This is a genomic window from Pseudomonadales bacterium (genome assembly GCA_013215025.1).
Taxonomy (GTDB): Bacteria; Pseudomonadota; Gammaproteobacteria; order Pseudomonadales; family DT-91; genus DT-91.
In genome coordinates this window covers 1-7,736 of sequence record JABSRR010000163.1, presented here as the reverse complement: position 1 = coordinate 7,736, position 7,736 = coordinate 1, and the positions used below count along the sequence as shown (strand labels likewise).

8 protein-coding genes are annotated in these 7,736 nt (G+C 41.4%); all 8 read left to right on the top strand.

From position 1 onward, the window contains the following. Positions 1-218 precede the first annotated feature (218 nt). A complete protein-coding gene (locus tag HRU21_10605) occupies positions 219-2,126 on the top strand; it encodes a hypothetical protein (GenBank protein NRA42738.1) in 1,908 nt (635 codons plus the stop codon). A gap of 1 nt (position 2,127) precedes the next feature. Then, the gene (locus HRU21_10600; protein NRA42737.1) at positions 2,128-3,183 is read left to right on the top strand and encodes a hypothetical protein; all 1,056 of its coding nucleotides are present in this window, start codon (positions 2,128-2,130) and stop codon (positions 3,181-3,183) included. After that, complete coding sequence (locus HRU21_10595) at positions 3,177-4,250, top strand: hypothetical protein (protein ID NRA42736.1); 1,074 nt, start codon at positions 3,177-3,179, stop codon at positions 4,248-4,250. Before HRU21_10600 ends, HRU21_10595 begins: the two co-directional genes overlap by 7 nt. 11 nt (positions 4,251-4,261) lie before the next feature. Next, on the top strand, positions 4,262-4,954 hold the full coding sequence (locus tag HRU21_10590; GenBank protein ID NRA42735.1) for a hypothetical protein: 693 nt from the start codon (positions 4,262-4,264) through the stop codon (positions 4,952-4,954). Between the two features lie 9 nt (positions 4,955-4,963). Beyond that, the gene (locus HRU21_10585) at positions 4,964-5,347 is read left to right on the top strand and encodes a hypothetical protein (protein NRA42734.1); all 384 of its coding nucleotides are present in this window, start codon (positions 4,964-4,966) and stop codon (positions 5,345-5,347) included. Positions 5,348-5,356: 9 nt separating this feature from the next. Next, the gene (locus HRU21_10580; GenBank protein ID NRA42733.1) at positions 5,357-6,538 is read left to right on the top strand and encodes a baseplate J/gp47 family protein; all 1,182 of its coding nucleotides are present in this window, start codon (positions 5,357-5,359) and stop codon (positions 6,536-6,538) included. 9 nt (positions 6,539-6,547) lie between these two features. Continuing rightward, on the top strand, positions 6,548-6,937 hold the full coding sequence (locus HRU21_10575) for a hypothetical protein (protein NRA42732.1): 390 nt from the start codon (positions 6,548-6,550) through the stop codon (positions 6,935-6,937). 10 nt (positions 6,938-6,947) lie between these two features. Further along, positions 6,948-7,736: hypothetical protein (locus HRU21_10570; GenBank protein ID NRA42731.1), on the top strand; the 789-nt coding region annotated here is incomplete at its 3' end.

Sequence of the window (7,736 nt, the reverse complement as noted above, 5' to 3'; positions counted from 1 at the left end):
ACAGACTAGGTAGTTACAAAGATAACGCTGGCAATGAGCTAAATGACCTTACAGGAAATGGATATGTACCGACTAACTCAAATAACGCTCCGTTCAACTCAACTGGTCTAAGCGTAGAATGCTCATAGCATATCCTAAACAAAAACACCCCTCGGCCTCTCGACGATGCTCAACTGAGGGGGTACTAAACTAAACAATTAAAACAGGAGGGACTTACCATGGCTAACGACATACAAGTAGCCAGCTTGACGGCTCCAATTAAAGTAAAGATCCCTTTTGATCTTATTGACAAACTAGAGAAGAAGTTAGACGACATAGCAGATACTCTAGAGTACATTGCAGTACAGTTTAAGGACATAGATAAAGTTGCTACCAAGACTTTTAAGGACACCTCTAGAGGGATCAAGATCATTAACCAAGACAATCGTAAATGGATTGCTGGTAATGAGAAAGTTAATCTAGGTCTTAGTAGAGTTGCAAAAACGCAGAAAAAAGTAGAGACTGGTGCTACTCGGACAGCAAGAGCAATTGGTAAATGGACAGCTAAACTAGCACAAGTTCGGGTTGCTTTAGGTCTCCTGGAATTTGCTGCAAGTAAAGTTTTCCAAGCCATTGCTCTGCCTTCCGCACTATTTACTGGCATGACTTTCTTGGCTTCAAAAATAAATGCTACCACCACAGAAATGGCTGCCCTTTCAAGGGCGACTGGTTTTGGTATGAACGAGATGAAAGCCATGGGTTTGGTTGCACAGGAACTTGGATTTACGTTCGAACATATTAACTCACTAGCTGAAGAGTGGAACAATAAGATAGCTGGAGAAAAATCTGGCTTTGCAGAAACCAACATGCGTGAAGGCCTATCCGCACTAGGTATACAATTACAAGAAGTTATCAACCTTAAGCCAGAAGAGGCTTTCGAAAAAATCATGAACGCCGGGCGTGACATGGTTAAGAAAGGTAAGTTTGATGAGTTCGCTTCTGCTGCAGATAAGATCTATGGTCAGGAAGCAAACAGAATGCTCACAGCATTTGCTCAGAAAATGGCAGATACTGACAAAGACTTTGATAAATTCTTGAACCATTACCAACGGTTCACATTTGTTACAGAAAAAGCCCAAAAAGGAGCACAGAAGTTCACCGGTATCTTCAATGCAGGTATTGCTAAAATGCGAACAGGACTGCAGAACTTCTTTGGAGAAGTTGGTTCAGAGATCGGTATTAACGAGGAATCTTGGTACGATTGGATAGCTTCAGTTACTTCTGGGTTGGGCGACTTAAGAACATTTATGAAAGAGAAAGTAATAGAAGCTTTCTACACATTTACAGATGTTGTTACTAGGTCAGTAAATTGGATAAAAGATAATCAGGCTCAAATAAAACACCTGGGCAGAGTAGCATATTCAGCTCTTAAGTCAATGTTGAATATTGGTATAAATCTAATTAAAGCTTTTACTCCTTTAGGATCTGTAGTAGGTACCCTGGGTTTAGCTATTATTAAGTTGGTTGAGGGAGTTACAAGTCTAATGTCCACTAAGCTCGGATCTTGGATAATAGCTCTAACAGCTTCTTGGTTAATTCTTAAGAAGGCCATAATTTCAACTAAATTAGTAATGGCAGCAATAAGTTCCCCTGCAGCTTGGATATGGATTGGCAAAGCAGCAGCTATGATTAAAACGGTACTATTACCAGCTATAGCAGGTATGAAAGCAGCATTTTTAGCCGCTTCCGTAGGATTACTCCCATTTGCTAAGTTCGCTCTTATTTTGGGTGGTATAGGACTAGGTGTAAGGGCAGTAGTAAAAGAGTTCGACACTCTTAAAGCACTTCTTACACAGCCTTGGTGGAAGAGTGCTATTGAGATTTACCAGGGCATGACATATGATCCTACGGCAGAGGGTGCCCTCACCGAAGAAGACAGGGCTCGTAATAAGCAAGGTAGGCTCAACAGAGAAAAAGCTGACAAATTAAGATCTCAAGGCTATTCAAAAGAGCAGATAAGAACCATCATGAATAATGATAGTTCCACTAAGCAATACAACATTAATAACCAGTTCGCTGCACCAGAAAGTCCAGAGGCTTACAGTCAAGCAGTAAATGGATTGGGAATGGCATCAATAGGAGGTTAATATGGCCGAACAGAAAAAGAGAATCTATATTACTCCTAAGTCTGGAATATTATCCAACTTATTGCTAGTACTAGATCATGTAGAAACAATGAGCCACCTTAGCACTGCTACTGTGGCCTCTCACCCAGTCGAGGGACAAAATCAAAACAAGTCCGATCACCGATACCATAATGGTAAGGTGATCAACCTGACTGGTATGATCTCAGAGAACTGGAAAGTGGACGTTGCTCAAACTAACCCTACTCCAGTATTTAAATCCTTGTACGCTATCGAATCAAACAGACTGAGAAGAGTAGTAAAGGAGTCCGCAGGAGAAGACGCATGGGTAACTATTTATGTGAATGAAATATTGGACGGGTTTGGTGATCCAACTGACGAAGAAATTGCAACAAACGTACCCACTTCTCAGCAGTTCTATATTACACAGGCTAGACGTATTGTAGTCTCTGAAAAGGACATGGTACAGGAAGCAGCTGATATTGGACTATCTACTGACAAGTCAGAATCAAATGTCGCTATTGTTAATGGGGGATCGAACCCAATACAGGCTTCTCAGGAATTCTTAAAGTACATAGACTCAAATGACACTATCGTTACAATACAATCACTCTACGACATTTACGATAATATGGTTTTGACAAACTTTAATCAAGTTCTCCGTAATGGTCCTCAGCGAGGGGCCTATTGGGTCAACTTGTCTTTCAGAGAAGAACGTATCACCAATTCTGTAGATAAATTTTTATCAGCTGATCCAGAAAGTTCTGAAGAATTAACTACCCGGAAAGGCGGTGGTAAGAAGTTCTCCAGAACAGCAGATGCTTCAGATGCTCAGGTTAAGAAGGTAGATGATCTCTATGTAGAATTTTTAGAAACTGCAAGATCTGAGGAATCACGGATAGACAGTTGGTTGCAAGTCAATCCAAATAATGTGCCTACGATAAAAGAGAGGGCCTTGTCCACCTACATGGCATCCGGTAATAACATTGCTTCAACTAACGGAAGTTTCCAGCTGAACTTCAGAACAGTAATAAATTCTAGAGGAAAGACCTCATGGTAAATCAAGATTGGAGGAGGGAATATGAACTTGTCTTCTCTGGTCCGGAGGAACGAGTTGAGATCTCCTCAGTAAATAAAAAGAACCCTTTAGATATTCAATTCGCAATTAATATCGAAGGCAAAGTAATGCCCCAGAGTGTGATGGACTTAACAGTTAGAGGATTATCCGAATCCAACGTAGCTAAACTAACAGGCAATGGGATAAGAGTGTTTCTAAGTGTTGGATATAGTGGACAACCTCTGAAAACAGTTTATACAGGATATGTAGTTTTCACAGATACTGTAACGACTGCTGGAAAGTCAGAAACAAAGTTCAAGTGTAAGTCATCCCGGATAGATTCCAAGCCAATGAATTTCACATTTCCAAAAGGAACTACTCACGCTGGTAGAATGATCCTTATGCTGCAGGAAGGACGGAAACTAATTCCAGACTTAAACATTGATACAGCTATTGTAGAGATGGCCACACTAGCTGCTGAAGAGCCGGACAAGGCTCAGTTGGCTAAGAAAGGACTTCCTAATAAGACTCTCCTAAACGACGAGGTTGTAGGCAGCCATACTTGTTGTGGTACGATACTAGAAGAACTAAGAACATACGCTAAAACATTTTGGATAAAATTAGTCATAGCTAACGACGAAGTGCATTTTGTCCGTGAAGGTGGAACGGTAAATTCTACAAATAAAATACCTGCCATTCTAGGAGATAACTTACTTTCTCCCCCACGAAGGAGTATGGACAATACAGAGGGAGCAGTTGGCACAACAGATGCCAAGTTCTTTTGGAACATGCACATGATGATGACCCCTCAGATCTTAATTAACTCTACTGTAGTTTCAGATGTAAGTCGAGGAACCGAAGGTCAAATAGATCCTATTCCAATAGAGATCAAGGTTATTAAAATTACACATACAGGCCAATACTATGGGAATTCGTGGTACACAGAAGTAGTAGGTACCTGGGAGCAAGACATCATTAAGAATGCCCCAAATCAAAGTATCGCAGAAGAAACACTGAATCCTAAACCAGGACCTACATTTAGTGGGGCCGGGGCAACAGGCTCGTTTTAAAGGAGAATGATATGCACTCAATGATACCAGGCATTATAGTTGATTACTATGACGGTAAAAAGGGTAACGTCCGACCGTTAGTAGATGTCCGATATGTAGACGGGTCGTATCTCACTCCCGCAATTATAGAGGATGTGCCTATATACACTCCAGCGACCGCTTTTGCAGGAATAAAACTACCTGTACAAATTGGAGATAAGGTCATCCTTCATATAGCTGACTCCGATATTCAGCCGTTATTATTCAACATGAAAACAGCTGGGATAACAGATCCAGGCAACGCAGAACCAAAAATTGCACGTAGATTTCATCTATCCGACTCTATAGCTTATACGGGGTTCCAGTCACTCGACGACATTAAGTATGACGAGAACTATAAGAACGATGTATGGATATTCAACAACGACGACTCTGACAACTATAACCATTTTCGATTAAGATCTGATGGTGGAATGGAAATTAAAACCTTAAATGGTTTTTCAGAACTTACCAAAGACGGTCAATGGAACTTAAACGCTCCAGCTAATGTAACCATCACAGCACCTACTTCTACTTTTAATGGTAACGTAGTGGTAACCGGAACCGTGGATGCGGATGGAACAATTACCTCAGCTACGGATTGCGTCAGTGCAGGAATATCTGGAAAATTACACACTCACCCAGGCGTTCTGTCGGGCGGATCAAACACACTACCCCCAGTATAGGAGATCGACATGTCAGATATAAAATTAGATCCAGCTACAGGCGATCTCGATATTTCAAACAATCAATTACACATTACTTCTGAAGGAGTAGAATCGGTCGCCCAACAATTAAGAATAAGATTAAGATTCTTCTTTCAAGAATGGGTCTTGGACAGATCAAAAGGAACTAAGTGGTTCGAGATTGTTTTAAGGAAAGACGTAGATAAGTTCGCAGCAGACCAAGAAGTTCGCCAGGTTATCCTTAATACTCCAAATATTAGAGAGATTGTTAAATGGGAAAGTACTATTGACGCATCTACTAGAGGGTACGAAGTATTAACTACAGTACGTACTACATTTGGTACACAGGAAACATTCTCTTTCACAGATTTATTAAACCCTCAAAATATATAAGGAGCTCTTATGCCTTTAACAAATCAAGGTTACACTGCACCAGATACTTTAGAACTCGTGGAAAGCATGAGTGTAAGTTCCCGGGCTGCTTATGGACCTTTAATAGAAGTCTCAGCAGATTCTACATTAGGTATCTTCAATGGTGTTCAAGCCATAGAGATCTCCAACTTATTTAATGATCTTTCTGAAATTTATGCAAATTTAAACCCCAATAACTCTGAAGGACGAATGCTAGAGAATATCTGCCTATTTGGTGGCATCGTCAAGAAAGGGCTCACCCAATCTACTGGTGTTGTTACTTTCACGGGTGATACAGGCACAGTCATTCCGATCGGTACTGTAGTTTATGTATCTGGGGATTCTTCTCGCAGGTTCACAACCAACAAGGAGGTAACAATCGACTCTCTTGGTACGGCCAGGGTAAACGTTACTTCAGAAGCATTCGACTCAGTAGCTGCTCCTGCAGGAACACTTACTGAGCTTGAAACAGCTATTACTGGTGTGGTAAGCCTATCAAATGAGTTCGATATTTCTCTGGGTACTTCTACGGTAGAGTCCGACCCTGTTTTAAGAGCTCGTAGAAACAACACCTTATCTGTTGGTGGTAACGGGACACCTGCTGCACTAAAAGCAGCATTAGAGCAGATAAATGGAGTGACTACTGTAAGAATAATATCTAACAACACCTCCAAGTTCCAAGAAAAGGGAACAACTGGTAATTTCAGACCACCTAATTCCTTTGAAGCAGTGGTAGAAAATGGAGCAGACGGAGACATTATAGAAGTTCTGGCTATTGTAGCCTCTGGTACTTCTGAAATGTTTGGAGATCTTACAGCATTCTACACCGATCTGACAGGAAACAATCATCTAGTCAGATTCTCTCGTCCTTCGGAGATATTAATTTACGCAGAAGTATACTACACTTTGTATGACGAGGAAGTTTTCCCAGAAGACGGAGAAGCTCGCATTGCTCAGGAGCTTTCAGATTGGTCAGTAACAGAGTATCAGTTAGGTGTGGACGTACTACCAGACAGATTATACGTACCCTTATTCAATGTTCCTGGAATATCAGGAGCGACAATATTAGTAGGAAGTACAGTAGACACAGTAACAGATAGCGACATAGCTATCCAACTTTTCGAAAAAGCAGTTTTAAATTCAGAGAACATATCAGTATCTCTTCAAACATAAGGTAATCCCATGGCAGGATATAAAGATTTAGTAGAACAAGACGTTGTCGATATGTTAATTGGTGTAACGCCGACATCAGGTATCACATACAGTAACACCTATTTACTAGGATTTTATTTATCAGATCCTACAGACTCAACAACAGGTGCAGAGGTGACCGGCGGTTCTTATGCTAGGCAGTCCATAACAGTATCAAGAAGTGGCAACACTCTCGTAAATACCAACACAATAACATTCCCTGAAGCAACAGCTGATTGGGGAACTATTGTAGCATTCGCCCTTATAGATTCTGTGAGTGGAGAGCAGGTCATGTATGGTCCTTTGACCCCTTCCAAAGCAGTAGTGACTGGAGAAACCCTCACTATTAAGCCTGGACAATTCATACAAACAGTAGACTAAGGAGTATATTATGGCTTCAACAGTAGTACAAATTCCAGACACAGCAAGAGTACTAACGGGAGCAGATGACGGTAATATCTTAGTATTCACTTCTGACTCTGCAGTGACAGTATCTTGTCCTGGAACATTAACTGAGGGAATGGAGATCGTCTGTGTCCAAGCTGGTGATGGCCAAATTACCTTCACCGAGATTGGGGGAGGAAACTTCCTAAACTCAGGTGTACCAGTAACACGATCTAAGAGATCGTATGTAGCTATAACCTTAGAGTCAGACGGTAATTACGCTTTCAACGGCGCATTGGGATCTGATAAGGTCTTAGTTAAAACCAATTTTGCAGCTATAGCTTCTCCTACAGTAAGTAATGACGACAGTGAGGGCTACTCAGCGGGATCACTATGGATCTATTCTAACTCTACTTGGATCTGTACAGACGCAAGTACAGGCGCTGCCAACTGGGTATCTCTAGGAGATTTATTCGCGGATGGTTCGGTAGCTCTTACAGGGGATTTAGACGCGGGTGGAAATACTATTTCTAACCTCTCAGACCCTACCTCAGATCAAGAAGCAGCTACAAAGAAATATGTGGACGATAATGCTGCTACAGGTGCCGGAGATATTAAATCAGACGGAACAGTTGCTTTCGCAGCAGATCAATCGATGGGCGGATTTAAAATAACCAACCTCGCAACACCTACGGCTGACACAGATTCTGCAACCAAGGCTTACGTAGACGCTCAGTCTGGAAGCGGAGGTAGTGGTTTTGTACTAGCAGATGGTTCAGTAGCTTTCACAGGTGAT